The organism is Nakamurella deserti (assembly GCF_003260015.1).
In the GTDB taxonomy this organism is placed as follows: domain Bacteria; phylum Actinomycetota; class Actinomycetes; order Mycobacteriales; family Nakamurellaceae; genus Nakamurella; species Nakamurella deserti.
Genome location: NZ_QCXS01000003.1, coordinates 408,825 through 431,687 on the forward strand (window position 1 = coordinate 408,825; position 22,863 = coordinate 431,687).

Annotated in this window: 22 protein-coding genes and 1 pseudogene; 10 read left to right on the top strand and 13 right to left on the bottom strand. The window is 73.0% G+C overall.

Translation table 11 applies throughout. The annotated features are described in order from the left end of the window. Window position 1: 1 nt before the first annotated feature. The 8 genes and pseudogenes from DB033_RS15110 to DB033_RS15145 all read left to right on the top strand — a co-directional run. Window positions 2–562 (top strand): annotated as a pseudogene (locus DB033_RS15110) (biotin transporter BioY); the annotation flags it as partial. A gap of 170 nt (window positions 563–732) precedes the next feature. Next, window positions 733–2,058 (top strand): class I adenylate-forming enzyme family protein, encoded by a 1,326-nt coding sequence (locus DB033_RS15115; RefSeq protein ID WP_111767758.1) that lies wholly within the window; start codon window positions 733–735, stop codon window positions 2,056–2,058. 36 nt (window positions 2,059–2,094) lie between these two features. After that, window positions 2,095–3,192, top strand: coding sequence for a thiolase family protein (locus DB033_RS15120; protein WP_111768345.1), 1,098 nt, complete (start codon window positions 2,095–2,097; stop codon window positions 3,190–3,192). Window positions 3,193–3,229: 37 nt separating this feature from the next. Further along, window positions 3,230–3,916: an energy-coupling factor ABC transporter ATP-binding protein gene (locus tag DB033_RS15125; RefSeq protein ID WP_111767759.1), complete on the top strand. Its 687-nt coding sequence runs from the start codon at window positions 3,230–3,232 to the stop codon at window positions 3,914–3,916. Next, entirely contained in the window at window positions 3,913–4,518 is a 606-nt protein-coding gene (locus DB033_RS15130; RefSeq protein WP_111767760.1) for an energy-coupling factor transporter transmembrane component T family protein, read from the top strand. The genes DB033_RS15125 and DB033_RS15130 overlap by 4 nt, the downstream gene beginning before the upstream one ends. A 110-nt stretch (window positions 4,519–4,628) precedes the next feature. After that, window positions 4,629–5,408 (top strand): MerR family transcriptional regulator, encoded by a 780-nt coding sequence (locus DB033_RS15135; protein ID WP_111767761.1) that lies wholly within the window; start codon window positions 4,629–4,631, stop codon window positions 5,406–5,408. Window positions 5,409–5,502: 94 nt separating this feature from the next. Beyond that, window positions 5,503–6,303 (top strand): GtrA family protein, encoded by an 801-nt coding sequence (locus tag DB033_RS21490; RefSeq protein ID WP_111767762.1) that lies wholly within the window; start codon window positions 5,503–5,505, stop codon window positions 6,301–6,303. After that, window positions 6,260–7,150, top strand: a complete 891-nt coding sequence (locus DB033_RS15145) for a Gfo/Idh/MocA family protein (protein WP_240615977.1) — start codon at window positions 6,260–6,262, stop codon at window positions 7,148–7,150. Before DB033_RS21490 ends, DB033_RS15145 begins: the two co-directional genes overlap by 44 nt. A 17-nt stretch (window positions 7,151–7,167) precedes the next feature. On the opposite strand, the gene DB033_RS15150 is transcribed toward DB033_RS15145, so the two are convergent. The 8 genes from DB033_RS15150 to DB033_RS15185 all read right to left on the bottom strand — a co-directional run bounded on the left by DB033_RS15150 (window position 7,168) and on the right by DB033_RS15185 (window position 16,177). Next, window positions 7,168–8,013: an LLM class flavin-dependent oxidoreductase gene (locus tag DB033_RS15150; protein WP_170315565.1), complete on the bottom strand. Its 846-nt coding sequence runs from the start codon at window positions 8,011–8,013 to the stop codon at window positions 7,168–7,170. Further along, window positions 8,010–9,077, bottom strand: a complete 1,068-nt coding sequence (locus DB033_RS15155; protein WP_111767765.1) for an ABC transporter ATP-binding protein — start codon at window positions 9,075–9,077, stop codon at window positions 8,010–8,012. Before DB033_RS15155 ends, DB033_RS15150 begins: the two co-directional genes overlap by 4 nt. Continuing rightward, window positions 9,070–10,044 (bottom strand): ABC transporter ATP-binding protein, encoded by a 975-nt coding sequence (locus DB033_RS15160; protein WP_420814080.1) that lies wholly within the window; start codon window positions 10,042–10,044, stop codon window positions 9,070–9,072. The genes DB033_RS15155 and DB033_RS15160 overlap by 8 nt, the downstream gene beginning before the upstream one ends. A gap of 77 nt (window positions 10,045–10,121) precedes the next feature. Beyond that, window positions 10,122–11,087 carry an ABC transporter permease gene (locus DB033_RS15165; RefSeq protein WP_111767766.1) on the bottom strand — a complete coding sequence of 322 codons (966 nt, stop codon included), beginning with the start codon at window positions 11,085–11,087 and terminating at the stop codon, window positions 10,122–10,124. Beyond that, window positions 11,080–12,006, bottom strand: coding sequence for an ABC transporter permease (locus tag DB033_RS15170; protein WP_111767767.1), 927 nt, complete (start codon window positions 12,004–12,006; stop codon window positions 11,080–11,082). Before DB033_RS15170 ends, DB033_RS15165 begins: the two co-directional genes overlap by 8 nt. A gap of 133 nt (window positions 12,007–12,139) precedes the next feature. After that, the gene (locus tag DB033_RS15175; protein WP_111767768.1) at window positions 12,140–13,792 is read right to left on the bottom strand and encodes a peptide ABC transporter substrate-binding protein; all 1,653 of its coding nucleotides are present in this window, start codon (window positions 13,790–13,792) and stop codon (window positions 12,140–12,142) included. Window positions 13,793–13,919: 127 nt separating this feature from the next. Next, on the bottom strand, window positions 13,920–14,957 hold the full coding sequence (locus DB033_RS15180; protein WP_205843927.1) for a D-2-hydroxyacid dehydrogenase: 1,038 nt from the start codon (window positions 14,955–14,957) through the stop codon (window positions 13,920–13,922). Next, the gene (locus tag DB033_RS15185) at window positions 14,954–16,177 is read right to left on the bottom strand and encodes an aminotransferase class I/II-fold pyridoxal phosphate-dependent enzyme (RefSeq protein ID WP_205843928.1); all 1,224 of its coding nucleotides are present in this window, start codon (window positions 16,175–16,177) and stop codon (window positions 14,954–14,956) included. The genes DB033_RS15180 and DB033_RS15185 overlap by 4 nt, the downstream gene beginning before the upstream one ends. Before the next feature lie 58 nt (window positions 16,178–16,235). On the opposite strand from DB033_RS15185, the gene DB033_RS20770 reads away from it, so the two are divergent. Continuing rightward, entirely contained in the window at window positions 16,236–16,403 is a 168-nt protein-coding gene (locus DB033_RS20770) for a hypothetical protein (RefSeq protein WP_157970720.1), read from the top strand. 14 nt (window positions 16,404–16,417) lie between these two features. Here DB033_RS20770 and DB033_RS15190 read toward each other — a convergent pair whose 3' ends face one another. The 4 genes from DB033_RS15190 to DB033_RS15205 all read right to left on the bottom strand — a co-directional run bounded on the left by DB033_RS15190 (window position 16,418) and on the right by DB033_RS15205 (window position 20,111). After that, window positions 16,418–17,374 carry a LysR family transcriptional regulator gene (locus DB033_RS15190; RefSeq protein ID WP_205843929.1) on the bottom strand — a complete coding sequence of 319 codons (957 nt, stop codon included), beginning with the start codon at window positions 17,372–17,374 and terminating at the stop codon, window positions 16,418–16,420. Window positions 17,375–17,600: 226 nt separating this feature from the next. Further along, window positions 17,601–18,443, bottom strand: a complete 843-nt coding sequence (locus DB033_RS15195; RefSeq protein ID WP_111767770.1) for an SDR family NAD(P)-dependent oxidoreductase — start codon at window positions 18,441–18,443, stop codon at window positions 17,601–17,603. A 112-nt stretch (window positions 18,444–18,555) separates the two neighbouring features. Continuing rightward, entirely contained in the window at window positions 18,556–19,731 is a 1,176-nt protein-coding gene (locus tag DB033_RS15200; protein WP_111767771.1) for a lactonase family protein, read from the bottom strand. Next, window positions 19,728–20,111, bottom strand: a complete 384-nt coding sequence (locus DB033_RS15205) for a RidA family protein (protein ID WP_205843930.1) — start codon at window positions 20,109–20,111, stop codon at window positions 19,728–19,730. Before DB033_RS15205 ends, DB033_RS15200 begins: the two co-directional genes overlap by 4 nt. A 236-nt stretch (window positions 20,112–20,347) precedes the next feature. Between DB033_RS15205 and DB033_RS15210 the strand changes: the two genes are divergently transcribed. Beyond that, the gene (locus tag DB033_RS15210) at window positions 20,348–21,457 is read left to right on the top strand and encodes a DNA polymerase IV (protein WP_111767772.1); all 1,110 of its coding nucleotides are present in this window, start codon (window positions 20,348–20,350) and stop codon (window positions 21,455–21,457) included. Window positions 21,458–21,473: 16 nt separating this feature from the next. Here DB033_RS15210 and DB033_RS20775 read toward each other — a convergent pair whose 3' ends face one another. Beyond that, a complete protein-coding gene (locus tag DB033_RS20775; RefSeq protein WP_157970721.1) occupies window positions 21,474–22,763 on the bottom strand; it encodes a polysaccharide deacetylase family protein in 1,290 nt (429 codons plus the stop codon). Window positions 22,764–22,863 lie beyond the last annotated feature (100 nt).

The window sequence follows — 22,863 nt, forward strand, 5'->3', positions numbered from 1 at the left end:
TGTGACTCGACACCGCCACCCGGCACGCGATCTCGCCCAGATCGCCGTTTTCGCCGGTCTGATCGCCGCCCTCGGACTCCCCGGGGGCATCCAGGTCGGCTCGACCAGCGTGATGATCACCTTCCAGACCCTCGGGGTGATGCTCGCCGGCGCCGTCCTCGGACCCCGCAAGGGCGTCGCCGCCGTCGCCGTCTTCGCGGTGCTGGTCGCCGCCGGCCTGCCGCTGCTGTCCGGCGGCCGCGGCGGCATCAGCTGGCTCACCACCGCCCCCAGCGCCGGCTACCCGTACGGCTGGCTGCTCGGCGCCTTCGTCATCGGACTGGCCACCCGGCGGCTGCTGCCGGCCTACCGGCTCTGGCTGGCCCTGCCGCTCACCGCGCTCGGCGGGATGGTCGCCGTCTACGCGGTCGGCGTCCCGGTCACCGCGCTCAACGCCGGCGTGCCCCTGGGCGCGGCCTTTGTCGACTCGCTCAAGTTCTGGCCCGGTGACCTGATCAAGGTCGTCGTGACCGTGCTGGTCGCCCGTCAGGTGCACCGCGCCTACCCGGGCCTGATCGGCCGGCCGGCCGGCGGCCGCCCGACCCGCGCCGTCGCGGGCGACCCGGTCGCCGCCGACGGTCGCGCGCCCGGCGGCAGCACTCCCTCCCGCGCCCGCCCGGCCGGTTCACGCGACGGCGGTTCCCCCGCCCCGGCTGCCGCCCACCCCGACCATCACCCGACCGGCGGAGACCGATGAACGCGTCCGACCACCCGGGCAGCCAGCCCACACCCCCGCACGATCAGCAGGACACCGAGCACCGGGACACCGAGCAGCGGGACGCCGAGGCGCCACCCGCGGGCCTGGCCGGCTGGCTCCGCGGCGCCCTGGAGCACCGGGCCGTCGACCTGGACGGGATCCGGCTCAGCTACGGCGAGCTGGCCGCGGAGATCAACGAGGCCGTCGACGAGTTGCACGCCACCGAGCGGGGCGACGGCCCCGCCGACATCCTGGCGGTCAGCGACACCGATCCGCTGGCCACTCTCATCGCCTGTTACGCAGCGCTCATCGCCGGCCGCCCGGTACTCGTCACCGACCCGGAGCAGCCGGTCCCGGCCGTCACCTCGCTGCCCGCGGGGGCCCAGCTGCTGCTCACCACCTCCGGCTCGACCGGCCGGCCGCGGGTCATCGCCCGCACCTGGGAGTCCTGGCGGGTGTCGTTCCCGCCATTCACCGAGATCACCGGCATCGACGGCGACGACACCGTCGCCCTCACCGGGCCGCTGCACGGCAGCATGCACCTGCTCGGGGCGCTGCACACGCTGTGGGTCGGCGCCACCCTGACCGACGACGTCACCGCGGCCACGGTGATGCACTGCGTCCCGACGGTGCTCGACACGCTGCTCCGCGACGACGAGACCGCCACGCCGGCCGTCCGGCTCGCGGTCATCGGGGGCGCGCCGCTGACCACCGGCCTCGCCGACCGTGCGCGGGCCGCCGGCATCGAGCTCGTCGAGTACTACGGCGCCACCGAGCTGTCCTTCGTCGCCGCCCGCCGGTACCGCCGGCCGCTCGCCCCCTTCCCGGGGGTGGAGGTGGTCGCCCGCGACGGGGTCATCTGGGCGCGGTCGCCGTACCTGTCGCTGGGCTACGCGGGGGCGTCGGGCGAGATGCGTGTCGACGACGAGGGCTTCGCCTCGGTGGGTGACCTCGGCGCCTTCGTCGGCGAGTCGCTGGCCGTGCGGGGCCGCGGCGACGCCGCCATCACCACCAGCGGCGCGACGGTGCTGGCCGAGGACATCGAGGCGAGCCTGCTCGAGCTGCCCGGGGTGCGGGCGGTGGCGGTCGTCGGCCTGCCGCACGAGCGGCTCGGAGAGATCGTCGCCGCGGTGATGGAGGTCGCCCCCGGCACCAAGGGGGCGCTGCTGCGCACCGAGGCGCGCTCCCGGCTGCAGAGCGCCGCGCTCCCCCGCCGCTGGTACGTCGCCACCCTGCCGCGCACCTCCGCGGGCAAGATCGTCAGGGCCGCCATCCGCGCCGGCCTCATCGACGGAACCCTGGATGCGCAACCGCTGGCCTGACCGGGCCGGCTCGCCGCGGCCGTGACCGCCGCGGTCGTGGCCGCGCGCCGAACGCCGATCGGCACGGCCGGGCACGCCCTGGCCGGGGTGACCGTCGACCGGTTGGCGGCCCCGGTGCTGCGCGTCCTCGCCGACGACCCCCTCCTGGGGCCGGTGGACGACGTCCTGCTCGGCAACTGCCTCGGACCGGGCGGCAACCCGGCGCGGCTGGCCGCGCTGGGTGCGGGCCTGGGCACCGCCACCCCGGCGGTCACCGTCGACCGGCAGTGCGGCTCCGGTCTGGACGCGATCCTGCAGGGCGCCGCCCGGATCGCCGCCGGCCAGGCCGGTGTGGTGCTGGCCGGCGGCGCCGAATCCGCGTCCACCGCACCGGTGCGTGCCCGGCGGGACACCGGGCAGACCTACGCCCGCGCCCCGTTCGCCCCCGCCGGCTTCCCGGACCCGGACATGGGCCCGGCCGCCGACGCGCTGGCCGCGCACCTGGGCATCGGGCGGGCCGACCACGACGCGTGGGCGGCCCGTTCGTTCGAACGGGCGCAGCGCGCCTGCGAACGGGGGGCGTTCGCCGCCGAGTGGGTGCCGCTGCCCGGCCTCGACCACGACGAGCGGGTCCGCCCCGGGGTGACCACCGCGCGGCTGGCCCGGCTGCGGCCGGCCTTCGGTCCGGACGGCACCCACACCGCCGGCAACTCCTGCGGCATCTCCGACGGCGCCGCCGCGGTCGCGCTCACCTCTCCCGACGCCGCCCGCGGGCGTCCGCACCTGCGGATCCTCGGCGGGGCGGTCCGCGGCTGCGACCCGGCGCTGCCCGGTCTCGGCCCGACCGCCGCGGTGCCGCCGCTGCTGGAGCGGCTCGGGCTGGGCGTCGCCGAGCTCGGCGCCGTCGAGATCACCGAGGCCTTCGCCGCGCAGATCCTCGCGGCCGTCCGCACCCTGGATCTGGACCCGGACACCGTCTGCACCGACGGCGGGGCGATCGCCATGGGCCATCCCTGGGGCGCGTCCGGCGCCGTCCTGGTGGTCCGGCTGTTCGCCCGGATGCTGCAGCCCGGCGGCCCGGAGTTCGGTCTGGCCGCCTGTGCCATCGGCGGCGGACAGGGCATCGCCCTCGTCGTCCAGCGGGTGGCGCCGTGAGCCGGCCGTGCACCGCCGGCAGCGGACGCGGCGCGCCGTGACCCGCGAGATCCGCTTCGAGCACGTCTCGCACGCCTTCGGCGACCGCCGGGTCCTCACCGACGTCCACCTCACGCTCACCGAACCGCGGGTCGGCATCGTCGGCGCGAACGGCTCCGGCAAGTCCACGCTGGCCCGGTTGATCAACGGGCTGGTCGAGCCGAGCAGCGGCACGGTCAGCGTGGACGGGCTGTCGGTGGCCCGCGACGGCAAGCGGGTCCGGGAGCGCGTCGGCTTCGTGTTCACCGACCCGGACACCCAGATCGTGATGCCCACGGTCCGCGAGGACGTGGCCTTCACGCTGCGCCGGACGACCTTGTCCCGGGCCGAGGCCGCCGCCCGGGTCACCGCCATCCTGGAGCGGTTCGGCCTCGCCGATCACGCCGACCATCCGGCGCACCTGCTGTCGGGTGGGCAGAAGCAGCTGCTGGCGCTGGCCTCGGTGCTGGTCGCCGAGCCGGCGGTGCTGATCGCCGACGAACCGACGACGCTGCTCGACGCCCGCAACGCCGCGATGATCGCCGCCACCTTCGGCCGCCTCGACCAGCGGGTCGTGGTGGTGACCCATCAGCTGGATCTGGTGGCCGATTTCGACCGCGTGCTGGTGATCGACGACGGCCGGGTCGTCGCCGACGACCTCCCCGGGCCGGCCCTGGCCGCCTACCGCCGGGTGCTGCTCGCGTGATCGGGCTCTACCACCCCGGCCGCTCGCTGCTGCACCGCACGCCCGCGGGACCGAAGCTGCTGCTGCTGGCGGTCGCGGTGGTGCTCACCGTCCGGCTGGACACCCCGGTGCAGCTGGGCGTGGCGCTGCTCGCCGTCGCGGTCCTCTTCGCCGTGGCCGGCATCCCGGCCCGGGTGGCGCTGGCCCAGTTCCGGCCGCTGCTGTGGATCGTGCCGTTCATCGCCGCGTTCCAGCTGCTGTTCTCCGGCTGGGAACGGGCCGTGACCAGCGTCGGCACGCTGCTGGTCAACGTCGGGCTGGCTGCCCTGGTCACGCTGACCACCCGGGTCAGCGCGATGCTCGATCTCACCCGGACCCTGCTGCGGCCGCTGCGCCGCGTCGGCGTCGACCCCGACCGGATCGGTCTGATGCTGGCGCTGACGATCCGCTGCGTCCCACTGGTCAGCGGCATCGTCGGCGACGTGGTGCAGGCCCGCAAGGCCCGCGGGGTGACCGGTCTGCGCAACTCGGCGCTGGCGCTGGCCGCGCCGGCCGTGGTGCGCGCGTTGCGCACGGCCGACAGCCTGGGTGACGCGCTCCGGGCGCGCGGCGTCGACGACTGAGCCAGGGATCCGACGGTCCCGCAGAATCGGACTTGACCCTGACGCTACGTCAGGCTCCAGGCTGGTTCCCGAGGCCGGCACCCGCCGGCCGTCGAGACGAGGAGCGGTCCATGGGCGTCGACCGGTACACCGTCGGACAGGTCGCGCGCCTGTCCGGGGTCACCGTGCGCACCCTGCACCACTACGGGCGGATCGGCCTGCTGGTCCCGGACGAGCGGTCGGGGTCGGGCTACCGGCTGTACACCGCCGGCGATCTGGACCGGCTGACCCGGATCCTGTACTACCGGGACCTGGGCTTCGCTCTCGACGCCATCGCCACCCTGCTGGACGGGTCGCAGGACCCGCAGCGGCACCTGCGTCGGCAGCACGAACTGCTGACCGCACGTCTGGAACGCGTGCAGGCGATGGTCACCGCGATCGAGAAGGAGATGGAGGCTGCCGTGAGCGGCATCGAACTGACCGCCGAGGAGAAGCTGGAGATCTTCGGCGACACCTACGACCCGGCCTACGAGGTCGAGGCGGAGCAACGCTGGGGTGACACCGAGATGTGGCGCCAGTCGCAGGAGCGGACCCGCGGGTTCGGCCGGAAGGAGTGGGAGAAGGTGAAGGCCGACACCGACGCGGCCAACGCCCGGATGGTGGCGGTGTTCAGGTCCGGGGCCGTCCCCGGCTCGCCGGAGGCCGATGCCATCGCCGAGGAGCACCGCGCCGGGATCAACGCCTTCTACGACTGCGGCTACGACATGCAGCGCAACCTCGCCGACATGTACCTGGCCGACGAGCGGTTCACCCGGACCTACGAGGATCTGGCGCCCGGGCTGACGCAGTGGCTGCACGACGCCATCCACGCCAACGCCGACCGCGCCGGGGCCACCCCCGAGGCGGGCTGATGGGACGCGGCGGGGCCCGACCCGGGCCCCGCCGCACAGCCACGGCACAGGTCCACCTCCGGGTGGGCACAGTGGGCTCGCCCAGACTCGGTCCATGACGCTGACGGCGGGTCCCCTGGAGCACCTCTCCGCGGCGGCCCGTCGCCGGGCCCTGACGTTCCTGGCCGTCGGGGCCGTCTGCACGCCGGCCTACCTGGGCCTGTACGCCGGATTGCGCACCGTCCTGGCGGCGGGCACCGCCAACGTCCTCGCCCAACTGGTCACCACGCTGATGAGCACCGCGGCGAACCGCCGCTTCACGATGCACGTCACCGGCAGCCACCGCGCGCTGCGCCACCACCTGGAGATGATCGGCGTCCTGGTCCTCGGGCTCGCCGTCAACGACCTGGCCCTGGACCTGCTGGCGCAGGCCGCCCCGGACGCGGGCAGCGTCGCCGAGATGGTCGTGCTGCTGGCCTCCGGCGGCGTCGCGACCGCCGTCAGGGTCGCGTTGATGACCCGTTGGCGGAGCGCACCGGCGGCGCGGGACCGCGCGCCGGTGTCCGTCGAGGCGGGCGGTACCCGTCCGGCCGGCCCCGGACGTCTGATCGGACGCCCCGCCGCCGTCGGTGGATCGTCGTCCGCGGCCGCGGACCCGGGGCCCACCCACCCGCACGGGCGCGACGGGGGCGCGCACCCGGCGGTGGTAAGTTCCCGGTCTGCGGGTCGCCCGTGTCGGCAACTCTTCTCACCGGTCTCGAGTCAGGAACCCCGTGTCCTCCACGACCTCTCAGCCCAGCGGATCCCCGACGCCCGTCCGGTGGGCGGTTCTCGGAACGGCGAACATCGCCGCCAAGGCCTTCCTCCCCGCCATGCGGGCGGCCGGTGGCCGCGCCGTCGTCGTCGGCAGCCGTGATCCCGACCGGGCCCGCGCCTGGGCTGCGGACCACCAGGTGGAGGCGACGGCCGACTACGCCGGGGCGCTGGACCGTCCCGACGTCGACGCGGTCTACATCGCCCTGCCCAACGACCAGCACGTGGAGTGGGCCGCCGCCGCCGCTGCCACCGGACGGCCGGTCATCTGCGAGAAGCCGCTGGGTCTGGACGCGACCCAGGTGGACGCCCTGCTGGCCGGGATCCCCGCCGGCGCCCCGCTGTGGGAGTCGTTCGCGTTCCCCTTCCACCCGCAGACGGAGCTGCTGCGCCGGCTGGTCGACGACGGCACGCTCGGCGAGGTGCGCGAGATCGTCTCCGAGTTCCACTTCGACGTCCGCACCCCGACCAACATCCGGCTCGATCCCGCCCTCGGCGGCGGCGCGCTGTACGACGTCGGCTGTTACCCGGTGCGGTTGGCGCGGCTGCTGTTCGGCTCGGAGGTGGACACCGCGGCGGCCCGCAGCCGGTCCGCCGACTCCGGGGTGGACATCGAGACAGCCGCCGTCGCCGACTTCACGTCCGGGCAGCGGCTGATCCTGTCCGCCGGGATGCGACGGCCCGCGTCGACCGCCACCCGCATCATCGGCTCGCACGCCGAGCTCCGCGTCGGCAACCCGTTCCACCCGACACCGACCGACACCGTGGAACTCTGGCGCGACGGAGCACTGCGGCAGACCTGGTCGGCCGACCCGGCCCCGGCGTTCCAGTGGATGATCGAGCACGCCCAGCAGGTCGTCCGGGGCGGCGACGCCCGGATCACCGCGGCCGAGACGTCGGGGGGCAACGCCCGGGCGCTGGACCTCATCCGGGCGGCCGCGGCCCGCTGACCGGCCGGGCGTCCCGATCAGACGCCGTGGGCGATCCGGTCCCGCAGCCCGTCCTGCCAGCCGGCGCCGGGCTTGGCCGTCTCGATCCACCAGGTCGCCCCGGCGTCGGCGTAGGACGCGAGCGTCGGGCCCATCGCGGCGGGTTCGGCGGCCACCTCGGCCCAGACGACGATGTCGTACCCGGCCACCGATCCGCGCCGGTCGTGCACCAGCTCCCGGACGCCCGCGACGTCGGCGACCGACACCCGCGCCAGTTCCCGCTCGGCGAAGCGGATGGGCACGGCACCGTCCCAGCCGGCGGCCCGCCGCATCGGCCGCTGCGCGGGCAGCACCCCACCGACCCAGACCGGGATCCGGGGCCTCTGGGCGGGTCTCGGGCGGAACCGCACCGGCTCGACGGTGAAGTGCTTCCCCTGGTGGGAGAACCAGTCCCCGGTCCACAGACCGGCAACGACATCCATTCCCTCGTCGAGCAGTTCGGCCCGCACGACCGGGTCGGTGGCGTCACCGAAGATGCCGAAGTCGCCGTGTGCGGGTGACCCCAGCCCGATGCCGAGGACGGTCCGGCCCCCGCTGAGCACATCCAGGGTCGCGGTCTGCCGGGCCAGCACCCAGGGGCGTCGTCGGGACACCGGGGTGATCATCGGTCCGAGCCGGATCCGGCTGGTCCTGGAGGCGATGACCGCCAGCACCAGCCACGGGTCCACGATCGGCGGCCCGTCGCCGTCGTTGCTGAACACCAGGTGGTCCCAGAGGAAGAAGCCGTCGAAGCCGGCCTCCTCCGCCCGGACCCCGAGCTCGACGAGCTCGGCCGGGTCCTCAGCGAAGCACGGTGCCGCCAGGCCACGTCGGACGCCGGTCACCGCCGACCGCCGTCCGGCGCGCCGCCGGCAGTGAGCAGGATCGGGTCCGCCACGGTCGGGAAGTGGCAGCGGGTGAGATGCCCGTCCGGCCCCACGGCCTGCGGCAGCGGCACCTCGACGGCGCACCGGTCCCGGGCCCTGAAGCAGCGGCTGCGGAACGGGCACCCCGACGGCGGGTTCAGCGGGTCGGGCAGCTCACCGCGGATGCGGGCAGGCTTGGCGATCTCGGCGCCGTCGGCGTCGAACCGGGTGGTGGCGATACTGGCCAGCAACGCCTGGGTGTACGGGTGCGCCGGCGCGTTGTAGACCGCCTCGGCGGGTCCCTCCTCGACGATGCGACCCAGATAGATGACCGCGATCCGGTCGGACACGTGCCGGACGATGGACAGGTCGTGCGAGATGAACACGTACGACAGGCCGAGCTCGGCCTGCAGCGACTCCAGCAGGTTGATCACCTGCGCCTGCACCGAGACGTCCAGCGCCGACACAGGTTCGTCGCACACCACGATCGACGGCTTCGGCGCCAGGGCCCGCGCGATACCCACCCGCTGCCGCTGCCCGCCGCTGAGCTGGTGCGGGAACTTGTTCAGGTGGTGCGCCCCGAGGCCGACCAGCGACAGCATCTCCGCGACCAGGTCCCGCCGCCGCACCCCCTGCACCAGCTCCGGGTGCGCCACGAAGGCCTCGGCCACGATGTCGTAGATCGTCATCCGCGGGTTCAGCGACGAGTACGGGTCCTGCATCACCAGCTGGATGACGCTGCTGCGCCAGTGCCGGCTCACGGTCGACAGCTCCCGGCCCCGGAGCCGGATCTCACCGGCCGTGGGGGTCTCCAGGCCCAGGGTCATCCGCGCCAGGGTCGACTTGCCGCAGCCACTCTCGCCGACGATGCCGAGCGTCCGGCCGCGGTGCAGGGTGAACGAGATGTCGTCCACGGCCCGCAGCGTCTGCCGCCGGGACGGGAACAGGCTGCGCCCCGGGTGGAAGTGCTTGACCACGTGGCGCACCTCGAGCACCGGGTCGTCGCCCGGGGCGGTGTCGGGCGGGGGCGGCTGCTCAGACATGGGCGACGATCTCCTCGGCGAACAGGCAGGCCGACAGGTGGTCCGGCGCCACCTGCAGGGTGGGCGGGACCCCGGCCAGGCAGGCCGGTACCGCGTGCGAGCAGCGGGGCGCGAACGAGCAGCCGGGGCCCACGTCGCGGGGGTCCGGCGGCGATCCGGGGATGACCTTCAGCCCGGTGTGCTGGTCGGCGAGCTTGGGCACCGATTCCAGCAGCGCCCGCGAGTAGGGATGGGCCGAGCCGGTGAACAGCGCGGCGGCCGAGGACGATTCGACCACCCGCCCGGCGTACATCAGGATGATGCGGTCGGCGAACTCGCTGACCACGCCGAGGTCGTGGGTGATGAGGATGAGCCCCATCTGCCGCTCGTCGCACAGCCGCGACAGCATGTCCATGATCTGCGCCTGGATGGTGACGTCCAGGGCGGTGGTCGGCTCGTCGGCGATCAGCAGGTCGGGCTCCAGGGCGATCGCCATCGCGATCATCACCCGCTGGCGCATCCCGCCGGAGAACTGGTGCGGGTAGTCCTTGAGACGCTTGCGGGCATTCGGGATCTCGACCAGGTCCAACAGCTCGGCCGCCTTGGCGGTGGCCTCCCGGCGACCGAGACCCTGCCGCTTGCGGAACAACTCGGCGATCTGGAAGCCGACGCTGAACACCGGGTTGAGCGCCGACAGCGAGTCCTGGAACACCATGCCGATGTTGCGGCCGCAAACCTCCCGCCGCTCCCGCTCGGGCAGCGTCAGCAGATCCCGGCCCTGGAAGTGGATCGAGCCGGCGCTGACGTAGGCCGGTGGGGTGTCCAGGATGCCCATCACCGCGTGACCGGTCATCGTCTTGCCGGAGCCGGATTCGCCGAGGATGGCGACGGTCTCGCCGCGGCGGACGTCGAAGGAGACGTCCCGCACGATGTCGATGGTCTCGCCGCCGGTGCGGATCTGCACCCCGAGCGAGCGGACGGAGAGCAGCTCGCGCGACGCGAGGTCCGTGGCACCGCCGCTCGTGTCGACCGGTTGCCGGTCGGTGTTGCCCTGGATCTGCACGGTCACCTCCGGTTGGCGGGGTTGAGGGCCTCCCGCAGCGCCTCGCCGGCCAGCACGAACGCGAGGATCGTGATGGCCAGGAAGATGCTGGGGAACAGCAGGACGTGGAACGCGGTGCGCAGATAGGCCTGTCCGTCGCTGACCATCTGACCCCACGACACGGCCGGGGGGCGCAGCCCGAGACCGAGGTAGGACAGCGACGCCTCGGTGGCGATGTAGCCGCCGACGCGCATGGTCGACAGCACCAGGATGGGCGACACCGCGTTGGGCAGGATGTGCCGGAACAGCACCCGGACCCCCGACAGCCCGAGAGCCTGCCCGGCCACGACGTAGTCGGCGTTGCGGGTGGTGAGCACGGTGGCCCGCAGCACCCGGGCGATGCTCGGCCAGCCGAACACCACGATGGTCAGGATGAGGATGATCTCGACCTGCCAGTTCGGCGTCAGGAAGGTGGTCAGGGTGCTCAGCACGATGATCGCGGCCAGCGCGAAGGGGATGCCCAGCAGCATGTCGGCGACCCGGGAGATCACGGTGTCGACGAAACCGCCGGAGTAGGCGGCGACCGCACCCAGCACGATGCCGATGAGGGTGGTGCCGACGGTGCAGGCGAACCCGACGGTGAGCGAGGCCCGGGCGCCGTACACGACCCGGGTCCAGACGTTGCGGCCGTTGACGTCGAAGCCGAACCAGCCGTCCTTCGAGGGGCCCTGCAGGCTGTGCGCGAGCACCCCCCTGTTGGGGTCGCCGGCGGCGAACCAGCCGGGGAAGAACGCCATCAGCGCCAGCACGACGATGACCCCGACGCTGACCAGGAACATCGGCTTGCGGCGCAGGATGCGCCAGGCGTCGATCCAGACGCCGTGGCTGCGGTCGTCGGCCGCCTCGGCCTCGGCCCGGCTGACCGTCCCGGTCGGTGCGGTGGCGCGCTCGATGTCGGAGGTGGCGTCGACGGTGACCGGGTCAGTCATTCCGGCTCCTCGGATCCAGTTGGGCACAGGCGATGTCGACGATCAGGTTGATCACCAGGTAGAAGACGATGACCAGGGTGACCACCGTGGAGACGGTGAGCTGCTCACGGTCCTGGATGGCGCGGTAGATCAGCCCGCCGATGCCCTTGATGTTGAAGATGCCCTCGACGATGACGGTGCCGCCGAGCAGGGCGGCGAACTCCAGGCCCAGGACGTTCAGCGCCGGCGCCATCACGTTGCGCATCAGGTGCACACCGATGACCCGGGACTCGCGGAAACCCTTGGCCCGGGCGGTGCGCAGGTAGTCGGCGTGCATCCCCTCGGCCACCGACGCCCGCAGGATGCGCATCAGGGTGGCCAGGGTGCCGATGGCGAGCACCGCCGCCGGCAGGATCAGCTCCCGGGTGGGTGCCGCGGTGCTCACGGTCGGCTTGACCCAGTCCAGTTGGACCCCCAGGACGTACTGGGCGACGAAGGCGACCACGAAGATCGGCAGGGAGAACAGGATCAGCGAGCCGAACAACGCGGTCACGTCGAACGGGCCGTTGGCGCGCAGTCCCGACCAGATGCCGATCGCCGCGGACAGCACGATCTGGATGACGATGCTGATCAGCGCGAGCCGGGCCGTCACCGGCAGCGCGCGCCCGATGACGTCGGAGATCTCCAGCCCCGAGAACGTCTGGCCGAGGTTGCCGGTGAACACGTTCTTCAGGAAGACGAGGTACTGCTCGGGCAGCGGCTTGTCGAGGCCGTACTTCTGGGTCATCGTCTGGATGTACTGGGCCGAGCACGCCACCTGACCGCACCGGCCCTTGAACGGGTCGCCCGGGAGGGCCCAGACCAGACCCCAGCAGATGATGGTGGCGCCGATCAGCACCGGGATGAACTGGACCAGCCGTCGGCCCGTGAACTTCAGCATGTCACCGCGCCCGTCTCCTGTTCGTCACTGGCCACATTCTGTGCACCGCCGGTGGTCCCGGCGCCGCCACGCGTCTGCCGGGCCGGGATCCCGGCCCGGCAGACGCATCTCGTTCCCGGGGACGCCCCGGGGATCAGGAGGTCTTGTAGGCCTTGAGCAGGTCGGGCCAGCCGAAGCCGGTCAGGACCAGGCCCTGGGTGCTCTCCGACCAGACGCCGGCGCCCTGCTGGAAGTAGATCGGCACGTCCGGCATGTCCTTGCCGAGCACCGCCTGGGCGGCGTTGAACTGGGTGGCGGCGGCCGCCGGATCGGTTTCGGCGTTGGCCTTGTCGATCAGCGCCTGGAACTCCGGCGACGCGTAGGTCATCCAGTTCGACGAGCCGCCGTCGGTGAACCGCGGCACCAGCATGTTCTCCATCGTCGGGTAGTCGATGGCCCAGCCCCAGCGGATCGGGCCCGGGGCCTCGAACGCCTGCGCGATGCCCTTGTACGTGGTGCGGTCGGCCACCGAGTTCACCGAGCAGGCGACGCCGAGGGTGTCGGTGATGCTCTGGCAGACCGAGGTGAAGAGGGTGTTCTGCGGGGCGAGGGTGGTGATGACGACGTCACCGGGAAAGGACGTCTTCGCCCACAGCGCCTTGGCCTTCTCCGGGTCGTACGAACAGTTCTCGCCGCAGGCGCCGGCCTGGTAGCCGGGCAGTGCCGGTGAGACCCAGCCGTCGGCGGGGGTGGCCGCACCCGGCAGCAGCGCCTTGACGATGCTCTCCCGGTCGATGGCCATGGACAGCGCGATGCGCACGTTCGGGTCGGCGTACTTCTCCTGGTACAGCGGGATCTGCATGTCCATCATGCTGGTGCCGGTGACCAGGGCGCTGGAGTTCGGGAAGTCGTCCTGGAACGTCGGCAGGTAGGCCGACGGCACCGGGGCGTAGTCCAACTGGTCGCCCTGCACCGCGGTGTAGGCGGCGGTGTCCTCGGAGAAGCTGATGAAGTTGATGGCGTCGGCCTTGCCGGCGTCCTCGTGGTCGTAGCCGACGGTCTTGACCAGGTCGACCTCCTGGCCGGGGATCAGGCTGGTCATCGTGTACGGCCCGTTGCCCACCGGCAGCTTCGCGTAGGCCTCGGGATCGGCGAAGAACGAGGTCGGCATCGGATAGAAGATCGAGTAGCCCAGGATCGACGGGAAGCTCGCCATCGGCTTGGCCAGCGTCACCGAGAACTGGTGGTCACCCAGCTTCTTCAGCCCCGACAACGTCGTGGCCGTCGGTTCCGGTGCCGTGTCGGAGCCTTCGGGGGCGGCGGGGTTCAGCGCCTCGTAGCCCTCGATGAGGCTGAAGTAGCTCGAAGACTGGGCCGCGTTCGGTCCGTAGGCGGAGTAGTTCCAGGCGTCGACGTAGCTGTCGGCGGTGACCGGGGTGCCGTCGGAGAAGGTGTAGTCCGGCTTCAGCGTGATGGTGAACGTGGTGGCGTCGGTGGTCTCGATGGACTCGGCGTTGGCGTTGTAGGGGGTCAGCGTGTCGTCGTAGCGGACCAGGCCGGTCCACACCATGTCCATCACCCGGGTGGTGGCGGTGTCCACCGTCATCGGGATGATCGGGTCGGTGGTGATGGCGTTGGAGATCCGGAGGGTGCCACCGCCGCCGCCGGAGTCGGCACCGGAGCCGCTGCCGCCCCCCGCAGCGGTGGAGCTCGGTGCGTCACCGGAGGTCTCGGAGGAACAGCCGGCGGTGATGAGGGCGAGGGCGACCAGAGCGGTCAGCCCCGCCGTCAGCCTGGAGGTGCGCATGGGACTCCTTGGGACGGGAACGGGACGGGCAGGGAGGGACGGACGACGTCGGCGCTGACGGGGGAACAAGCACCCGGCCGCACGGGGCGGGCGCGGTGGGCTGCGGCGGCGGCCGCCCGGCGGGCCGTCAGTACCCCCGGTCCGGGTCGTACCGGTTGAGCAGCGGTTCGCCGTCCAGCCACCGGCGGAGATTGCGGCAGAACAGGTCGGTGATGAGGCCGTTCTCGGTGGCGACGGTGGACGCCGAGTGCGGCGAGATCAGCACGGTGTCCAGGTCCCACAGTGGGGACGTGGTCGGCAGCGGCTCGACGGCGGCGACGTCCAGGGCGGCACCGCCGAGCCGGCCTTCGACGAGGGCGGCGATCATCGCCTCCTCGTCCACGACCTGACCGCGGGCGATGTTGACCAGCACGGCCCCGGGCTTCACCAGGTCGAAACTCACTGCACTGATGAGCTTCTTGGTCTCGGTGGTGAGCGGGCAGGCCAGCACGACGCCGTCCGTCACCGGCAGCACCCGGTCGATCTCGGAGAACGCCACACTGTCCACGACCCCCGGCGCGGTGCTGGTACCGCCGGGTCGCACCGCGGCCGTCACGTGCACGTCCAGCGCGGCCAGCCTGGCCGCCGTCGCGCGCCCGACGGCGCCCAGCCCGACGACCAGAACCCGTTGCCCGGCCAGATTCCGGCTGGTGTAGCGGGTCCACCGGTGCTGCTGCTGCCACTGCCGCAGCTGCGGGAAGCCCTTGGCGAAATGGAAGAGGGCGGCGACCGCGAACTCCGCCAGCGGGACCGCGTGCACCCCCGCCGCGGTGGTCACGACGACCCGGGACAGATCGAGGTCGAACCGCGGGATCACCTGTCCCACACCGGCGCTGGTGGCCTGGATCCACTTCAGGTTCGGGAAGTTGGCGGTGGCCCGCTCCGGCTCCCGGCGGTCGAAGTCGAAGCTGATGTCGGCCCGCGCCAGCATCTCGTGCCAGTGCCGGTCCTGCGCGGCGGTCAGCACCGGCAGGTCGCCGCCGTGGTCGGCGACGTACCGGGGCGTCGCCAGGAAGCTGGGCTCGTAGAGCACGTCGAGGCGCTCGTCGACGGCCCGGATCGCCGCCACGTGCTCGGGCTCCAACGGCGAGGAGATGACCACCGTCACGGTCTCCGGGGTCGTCACCGGCCCGCCTCCGCCACGGCGGTCAGGGCGGTGGTCATCCGGTCCAGCGCCGCGTTCCAACTGATTTCCTCACGGGCGTAACAGATCCGGAAGCGCCCGATCCCGGACGGACCGAACTGGTAGCCCGGGCTGACCACGACGCCGGCCTCGTCCTGCAGGACCCGGGCCACCTCCACATCGCTGATGCCGAGCGCGGACACGTCCGGCCACAGGTAGGCGGTGCCGGCGCCGGGCTCGACCCGCAGGCCCGGTACCGAGCGCAGCGCCTCGACGGTCGTCTTCTGGATGGCCTGCAGCTCCAGGACCCGGTCGGCGACGAACTCGTGGTCGTCGACCAGCCACCGGGTCATCACGTGCTGGGCGTAGGCGGGCGCCCGCAGGCACGACATGGCCATCATCTGCTCGATGGCGTCGATGACCGCCGCGCCGGCGACCACCGCACCGACCCGGTAGCCGCTCAACGACTCGGTCTTGGAGCCGCCGAGCATGGTGACGGTCCGCTCGGCCATCCCCGGCTCGGCCGCGAGGTGGGTGAAGACGGCGTTGTCGTAGACCAGCCGGCAGTAGAGCTGGTCGACCACGACCAGGAAGTCGTCCCGGACCGCCAGCCGCGCGAGCCCGGCGATCGTCGCCGCGGTGAACACCGCGCCGGTCGGGTTGTTCGGGTTGGAGGTGAGCAGCAGCCGGATACCGTTGCGGCTCACCGTCTCCAGCGCGTCCAGGTCCAGCTGCGGTCCGTCCGGCGAGTCGACCATCGGCACCCGCACCACCTCGGCACCGAGGAAGCGCAGCATCCGCTCGACGAACAGGTACTCGGGGTCGGCCAATGCGACCACGTCACCGTGGTCGACCAGCGCGCTCAGGGTGGCGAACAGCCCGCCCTGGGTGCCGGTGGTCATCGCCAGGTTCCGCTCGGGGTCGACGTCGATCCCCATCAGCGTCGAGATCGACGCGGCACAGATCGCCCGCACCCCGCCGTTGCCGCGGTAGGCGGTGTAGGCCTGTTCCCCGTCACCGGCGGCGGTGGCGAAGGTGGGCAGCGCCCACGCCGGCGGCGCGAACCGGACGGTGTCGAAGTGGGTGGTGTCCAGGAGTCCGTGCCCGGTGCCGTTGAGCCGCAGCGACAGGTCGGCGTCGCGGACCGACATCCCGATGAGCGGCGCCCGCTCGGGGAGGTGGGTGCGGCGCAACCTGGTCGATTCGACGGACCGGATACTCAACGGGTTTCTCCTTCACGCACGGGGCGGTGGCGGCAGACGATTGTGCCCGGGACCGGCGGTGAACACCGACAATGCGCCGCGACACGGACAGAATGGTTCCGGCAATGTCTCCGTAACATTTGTCGGATACCTGCCGCCGCATTTCCGGGAAATGCGGACCGCACCGCGGCTGCATTCATCCTCAGCGGCGGGCGCGGTGCTGCACAAGCGCGGGATGCTGTCGTGACCGGTGAAGTTCTCCTAACAGATTCCCCCGGTTCGCCCCGCGTCCACCGACCCACCGGGGGCCGCCGCGGGCCGTCGCCCACCCAGCGCGTCGGCCAGCGTCTGCAGGGTCGCCCGCAGCGCCGGGCGCGGCCCGGTCGCGGCCCGCCAGACGCCGTAGATGCGCCGGACCGGCGCCGACGCCACCGTCAGCGCCCGCACCTCGGCGGGTAGCGGACCGCGGCCCATGCGCGGCACCAGCGCCAGACCCAGTCCGGCGCCGACCATCTCGATCTGACTGGCGTACTCGGTGACCATGTGGCCGAACCTGGCCGGGCCCGGCGCGGCCCGGTAGGCGTGCAGCAGGAAGTCGTGCGCCACCGACCCGGGTTCGTACAGCCACGCCTCGTCGGCGAGGTCCTCGAAATCGACGCTGGCGGCGCCGGCCAGCCGGTGGGTGACGGGCACCAGCACGTCGGAGACGTCGTCGCCGAGCTGACGGGCGTCCATCCCCTCGGGCAGTGACAGCGGCATGCCCTTCCAGTCGTGGGCGATGGCCAGATCCACCGAACCGCGGGTGACCAGGTCCACCGCCCGGTGCGAATCCACCTCGAGCACCTGAACGGTCAGTTCGGGATGGGCCTGCGTCAGATCGCGGACCGCACGCGGCAACAATCCGCGGGCCGCGGTCGCGAATGCCGCGACTTTCATCTCCCCGCGGACCGTCGCCCCGTGCGCCTGCAATTGCGCGCTCATCGCCTCGAGCTCGTTGATGACGCGGCCGGCCGACTCCGCCATGATGCGACCGGCGTCGGTGAGGGTGACGGTGCGGCCGCGGCGCTCGATGAGCACCTGGCGGACGTCACGCTCCAGCCGGGCGATCTGCTGCGACACGGCCGACGGCGTGTAACCGAGCGTCCCGGCGGCCGCCGTCATCGACCCGTGCACGGCCAGCGCCGCGATCGCCCGCAGCCCGGCCAGGCTGACGTTCACGCGGCCGTCCCCGGCGGCCGGCCGCCGACCGCCGACGTCGGCCGGGACCGGCGGACCGCCACCCGCGGCCGGGTACCCGTCACCGATTCCCCCGGCCGGGGCGGGCGGGAGTCGGGCGGGCGGCGGCGGGGGCATCCGGGGTGGGCACGCGGCCATCATCCCAGCCGTCCGGGGCTCTCCCTTCCCCCCGAGGGACGGGTCGGTCACGGCGGCCGGCGCGGGGCGGTCAGCGGCCGGCGGCCGTGAGGATCTCGGCGTCGACCGGCAGCACCGAGCAGCGCGCGGACGTCGCACCGTCGACCACGAGCTCCTGGCCGGAGACGAACGAGGCGTCCTCGGAGAGCAGGAACGCCACCACGGCGGCGATCTCGGATGGTTCGGCGATACGGCCCCGGGGGTGCCGGGCGGCCCGCTGCCGGTCGTGGGCCTCCTGGTCGTGCCCCTCCGGGACGACGCCGGTGAGGCTCATCGTGGTGCGCACCGGGCCGGGCAGCACCGCGTTCGCGCGCACGCCCAGCGGGGCGTACTCCACGGCCAGCTGCCGGGTCAGCGCGTTGATGCCGCCCTTGGTGGCGGCGTAGGCGAAACCACCCGGATAGCCCCGGATCCCCTGCACGGAGCTGATCGAGACGACCGACCCGCCGGTCCCGGCCGCCACGAAACGCTCGACGGCCTCCGCGCAGCCCCACACGGTGCCGAGGAGATTGACGTCGACCTGCCGGCGGACCGCGTCGACGGCGAGACGGTGCGCGGGTGCGTCCATCTCGACCCCGGCGTTGTTGACCCAGCCGGCGAGCGTCCCGAGGGCGACGGCGGCGGCACCGGCCCGGCGGTGGGTCTCCCGGTCGGCGACGTCTCCGGACACGGCGACGAGAAGGCCGTCGGCACCGCTGCTCTCGACGAGCCGCTGCAGGCGGTCGCCGTCGACGTCCACGCCGACCACCGCCCAGCCGGTGGCCAGCAGCCGTTCGGTGATGGCCCGCCCGATGCCGTCGGCGGCGCCGGTCACCACGCACACCGGGCGCGGGGTCGTGGAGGCCTGGGCCGTCGGGGAGTGCTGGTCGTCCATGGGGTTTCCGTTTCTGGTGCGGGGGCCCGGGGGCGGGCCGGGCCGGGTGGTCAGGAGCGGGCCGGGCCGGGTGGTCAGGGGTAGGTCGGGCCGGGTGGGCCGGGCCGGGTGGTCAGGGGTGGGTCGCGATACCGGACCAGGCGATCTCCGGCCCCGAGCCGTCACCCACCGGGAGGCGGTGCAACGGCGCGAGCCGTCCGTCGTCGAGCACGCGGAAGGTCGCCAGGTTCATCCCGACCTCCGGGGCACCGTCGTCGTCACCGACGCGGTAGGTCTCGGAGTTGGCGACGACGAGCGTGCGCCCGGTCGGGTCCAGCGACATCGTGCGCGGGCAGACGCCGCCGGAGTCGATGCGCTGGAGCTCGCGGAGCAGTCCGGTGCCGTCGATCGCGTACGCCACGATCGAGTTCTCCGCGGCCGCGGGGATGACCCGCGGGGCACCGGCGCCCGGCCGGTAGGCCCGGTTCGCGACGTAGACGACGGCGCGACCCGGGTGCACGAGGACCGGTCCGACCCCCTGGTGGATCTGCGCCTCCGGGTGCGCGAGCGTCGAGAGGCGTTGCCGCGGTGTCGGATCCGGCCGCCCGTCGGCGTCGGTCCCGAGGACGAGGAGCTCGTTCTGCGTCTCCAGGGCCAGGTAGTACGTCGAGCCGGTGGCGTCGGTGTCCAGGTTGCGCGGGCCGAAGTGGGTACCGTCGCCGACGGTCACCGTCACGGAGGCGCCCAGCCGGCCCGCGTCGAGGTCGAGGACGTGCAGCGAGCCGGGCGCGGTCTGCGGTTCGCGGCTCGCCCGCCACGGGTGCGGGGACGGCAGACCCCGGCACACGCAGAGGCAGAACCGGTCGTCCGGCGTGACCCGCACCTGGTGCGGGAAGACACCGAGCTCCAGGTCCGGCCGCTGCCCTACCGGCGCGCCGATCGCCCCGCCGGGGCCGAGCCGCAGCACCGACAGCACCGCCGGCCGGGTGTGGGCCAGCACGAGGTGCGCGCCGCTCGTGTCGGTCGTCAGGTGCAGGGCCCGGCCCGCGATGCGCACCGGGTCGGCGAGCAGGGCGGGGGCACCGGACCCGGGCCGCAACGCGACGGCACACACCCAGTCGCCGACGTCCGATCCCGGCGGCGGCTCACCGCAGCTGACGTACAGCACCGGCAACCGCGGGTGCGGCCGGCCGAACTGGATCGTGTTCGGCAGCGCCAGCGCCGACCGCTCGGTCAGCGTGCCGTCGTCGGGGTCGAGGTCGTAGGACGTCAGGGTGCGGCCGCGCCCGACGTACAGGGTGGCCGTCATCCCGACCCGAGGTACAGCACCGCGTCGAGTTCGACCTTGACCTCGCGCAGTCCGGCGACGACCACCGTCCGGGCCGGCGGCGCGGCGGGGAAGAACGCCGCGTAGGCCCGGTCGAACTCGGTCGTGTACGACCGGGCCGCGAGATAGACGGTGATCTTGACGGCGTCGGTCAGCCGGGCCCCCGCCGCGGCGGCGACGGTGGCGAGGTTCGTCAGGGTGAGGCGGGTCTCGGTGGCGACGTCGGCGGGTGCGTAGGCACCGGTGCCGTCCCGCGGTACCTGCCCGGAGATGTAGAGGACGTCGCCGGCCCGCACCGCGTGCGAGTAGTGCCCGGCCGGGGGCGGCGCCCCCGGGGCGATGAAGGTCTCCCGCGCAGCCACCCTGCTCCCGTCCGTCGTCGTCCGCCGCCCGGCCGTGGTCGCGCAGCACCGGGACGGACCCCGACGACAACGCCGTCTCGTCAGCGGTTCTCGGCGGAGGTCCGCGTCGTCCGGGGTGCGGTGAGCGTGTCAGGGAAGCAGGCGCCCGACAAGCTACAGATGCTGCGCGGTGCGGTGAAGCATCCGTAACGCCAGCGGCGGGCGCGGGCCGGCGGAGCCCGGCACCATGGACACCGATGACGCTCCCGCCGCCCCCGGCCCCGCGGCCGTGGATCCTGCACGTCGACCTGGACCAGTTCCTGGCCGCCGTCGAGGTGCGTCGGCATCCGGAGCTGACCGGCCGCCCCGTGGTGGTGGGCGGGAACGGCGATCCCACGCGCGCCCGGCAGGTCGTCGCGTCCGCGTCGTACGAGGCGCGGGCGTTCGGGGTGCACGCCGGGATGCCGTTGAAGGTGGCCGCCCGCCGGTGTCCTGACGCGGTGTTCCTGGCCGGCGACCATCCCGCCTACGAGGCCGCGTCGGCCGAGGTGATGGACGCCCTGCGGGGTCTGGGCCATCCGGTGGAGGTGTGGGGCTGGGACGAAGCCGTCCTGGGCGCCACCACCGACGACCCGCGCGGACTCGCCGACCGGATCCGCCGGCACGTCCTCGACGCCACCGCGTTGTCGTGCTCGGTGGGGATCGGCGAGAACACGTCGCAGGCCAAGTTGGCCACCGGCTTCGGCAAACCGGGCGGCGTCGGCATGCTGACCGGCGCCGACTGGCCGGCGGTGATGTTCCCTCGGCCGGTGGCGGCGCTCCAGGGCGTCGGGGTCAAGACGGCCCGGAAGCTGGCGGCGATGGGCATCGCCACCGTCGGCGACCTGGCCGGCGCCGACCCGGCGGTGCTGACGGCCGCGTTCGGTCCCAGCACCGGTGGTTGGCTGGCCGTCGCCGGCCGCGGCGGCGGCGCCACCACGGTCGATCCGACGCCGTGGGTGCCCCGCTCCCGCAGCCGGGTGGTCACCTACGAGACCGACCTGACCGACCGCGACCGGATGGACGCCGAGGTGACCGCGATGGCCGCGCAGCTGACCGCCGACATCGCCGCGGACGGGCGCACCGTGCACCGGGTCGCCGTGACCGTCCGCACCGCCAGCTTCTTCACCCGCAGCAGGATCCGGAAGCTGCCGGCGCCGACCGTCGACCCGGACGTCGTCGCGGCCACCGCGCGCGACGTGCTGGCCGCGTTCCCGCTGGACCGCCCGGTCCGGCTGCTGGGCGTGCGGGTCGAACTGGACCCACCGGCCACCCGCACACCCCCGGAGACGCCGCCGCCCCCGGCGGCAGCCGGGGGCGGTGGGTGAACGCGGACGGGACCGGTCAGGGCTGGTAGGCCACCGACCCCTGGTCCTGCAGGTCCTGCAGCACCGCGGGGTCCTGCAGCTCCATCCAGGCGATGACGTCGGAGTAGGTCGCGCAGTAGGTGTCGGGCTTGCCGCAGGTCTCACGCATGAACTCCGCGGTGGCGGGGTTGAAGGCGTTGCCGGCCCAGTCGTTGAAGTGGTTGGCGATGAGCACCGGCGCGCGGTTGCCGTTGTAGGCCTGGTCGTACATGAAGCGGTAGGTGTCCAGGACCTTCGGGGTGAGCTCGGCGGCGAAGTCGCCCTTCTGCGCGCCGTTGAACTTGACCCAGAAGTTGTAGTCCATCGCGGTGACCTTGCCGCCGAGGCCGGCGGAGTAGACCTGCGGCATGTAGAACTCCCAGATCCCGCTGTCCAGCTTCTCGGGCCAGAAGATGCCGTCCCGGGGGGCGGGCATCGACGAGTCGTACAGCATGCCGTGCTTCTGCCAGGCCGGCTCCAGCTGGTCCAGCTGCCCGACGAGGCACTGGGTGCGGCCGCCCTTCACCTCGCTGGCCGGGAACACCAGGTCCGGCGCGTCGGTGATGCCGTCGATGGTCTTCCAGTTGGTCAGGAAGTCGAAGAACTGGTCGAGCTCGTCGTTCCACTCGGCAGTCGACCAGTTCTCCCCGAGTCCGCAGAAGTGGCCGTTGTAGTGCGTGCCGATCTCGTTCCCGGCCAGGTAGGCCTCGTTGAGGTCCTTGACGCGCTGGACGACCTCCGCCTGGTCGCCACCGAAGCCGACCTCGGACGCACCACGGTCGGCGCCGGGCCCCTGGTAGGCGTCGGCGTGGCTGTCGTCGATGACGTAGAGGCCGGTGAGGAAACCGGTGAAACGGGCGTCGTTGGGTGCGGCCGCGTCGAGGAACTCCCGCATCTTGGCCGAGCTGCCCACACCGTCGAAGGAGAAGATGACGAACTGCGGGGCCTTCTCCCCCGGCGCCAGCTTCGTCATCGGGACGTTGGTCGCCTTGCGGCCGGACGCGTCGACCGGCGCCGAGCTCGCCGGCGACTCCGAGCCGGCGGCGCTGGACGGACTCTCCGACGACGGAGCCGTGGAGGTGCCGGGCACCGCCGAGGTCGTCGTGGGGGCCGTCTCAGTGGGCTTGGCGTAGATGTCCTCCGACGGCTGCACCGTGGTGGTCAGCGTCACCGGCCCGAGGGCGGCCGAGTCGTCGCGGTTGCCGCTGGTCCCCAGGATCACGCCGACCGTGGCCGCCAGGACCACGACGACGGCGAGAACCGCCCACTTCACCTGACTGGATTTCACGCCACGCCCCATCCGGCACCCTGTCGCGCCAACGACCCCGGGACGACGACCGACGCCCCCCTGCTACTGACGTTAGGCGCTCGTGGGGGTTGCCTGAACC